Origin of the sequence: Nocardia sp. NPDC060220, assembly GCF_042727815.1 — a bacterium.
In the GTDB taxonomy this organism is placed as follows: Bacteria; Actinomycetota; Actinomycetes; order Mycobacteriales; family Mycobacteriaceae; genus Nocardia.
Genome location: NZ_JBHWZY010001263.1, coordinates 1 through 1,424, shown reverse-complemented (window position 1 = coordinate 1,424; position 1,424 = coordinate 1). Strand labels below are relative to the sequence as shown.

The 1,424-nt window shown below is 67.0% G+C and carries 1 protein-coding gene; it reads left to right on the top strand.

The window, feature by feature from the left end; translation table 11 throughout:
- Window positions 1-1,373: FadD3 family acyl-CoA ligase (locus ACFWF3_RS35885; protein ID WP_379318611.1), on the top strand; the 1,373-nt coding region annotated here is incomplete at its 5' end.
- Between the last annotated feature and the right edge of the window lie 51 nt (window positions 1,374-1,424).

The following is a 1,424-nucleotide window of genomic DNA, read 5'->3' as shown; positions in this document are numbered from 1 at the left end:
CTGCCGAAGCGATCGTCGACGGGCCACAGCGGTTGAGCTTCATCGATCTCGCCCACCGGGTGCGCAAGGCCGCGGGCGCTTTCGCGGCGGCGGGCATCGAGCGCGGCGATCGGGCGGCGATCTGGGCGCCCAACTCGGCCGAGTGGATCATCGCCGCGTTCGGGCTGGTCACCGCGGGCGGCGTGCTGGTCCCGATCAACACCCGATTCAAAGCCGAGGAAGCCGCCGATGTCGTGCGGCGCAGCGGCGCCAAGCTGCTGTTGGTGCAACAGGGCTTCCTCGGGACGGACTACACCGGCCCGCAGGGCGTGCCGGTGATCGACCTGAAATCGGACTTCCTCGCCGACGGTGAGCCTTTCGAACGGGCGGTCAACGGCACCGACATCGCCGACATCATCTACACCTCGGGCACCACCGGTCGCCCCAAGGGCGTGATGATGAATCACCGCCAGACCCTGCGGCTGTACGCGGAATGGTGCGATCTGGCCGATCTGCGCGAGGGCGACCGCTATCTGATGGTCAACCCGTTCTTCCACACCTTCGGGTACAAGGCGGGGTTGATCAGCTCGCTCATCCGCGGCGCCACGATGCTGCCGGTGCCGGTGTTCGACGTCGAGCAGGTGCTCGAGCTCGTCGAACGGGAACGGGTGACGATGCTGCCCGGCCCGCCCACCCTGTATCACGCCCTGCTCGACGCGCCCGCGACCCGGGATCTGTCGTCGCTGCGGGCCGCGGTCACCGGAGCCGCCGACATCCCGGTCGAACTGATCCGGCGGGTCAAGACCGAGCTGCCGTTCCAGTCGATCATGACCGGCTACGGGCTCACCGAAGCCGGAACCGCGACAGCGTCGCGGCCCGGCGATACCTTCGAGCAGGTCGCGACCACCGTCGGAACCCCGTGTGACGGTGTGGAAGTGCGCATCGCCGAGGACGACGAGGTGCTGGTGCGCGGTTACTCCGTCATGCAGGGCTACTTCGACGATCCGGACGCGACGACGGCGGTCATCGATGCCGACGGATGGCTGCACACCGGCGATCTCGGCAGCCTCGACCTGGACGGTCGCCTGCGGATCAACGGTCGCAAGAAGGACATGTACATCGTCGGCGGCTTCAATGCCTACCCGGCCGAGGTCGAAGCGTTTCTGCTCGAGCACCCCGCCGTGGCCCAGGTCGCTGTCGTCGGTGTGCCCGATGAACGACTCGGGCAGGTCGGCCGCGCCTTCGTGGTCGCGAAAGGCCCGGTATCGGAGGCGGAACTGGTGTCGTGGGCCCGCGACCGAATGGCCGGCTACAAGGCGCCCCGATCCGTGCGGTTCCTCGACGAGCTACCGCTCAACGCCACCGGCAAGGTCATGAAAGACCAACTGCGTTAACCGAATTCGCCTGACTTCGAGGAATCCTCCATGAACTTCTCTGACATGATC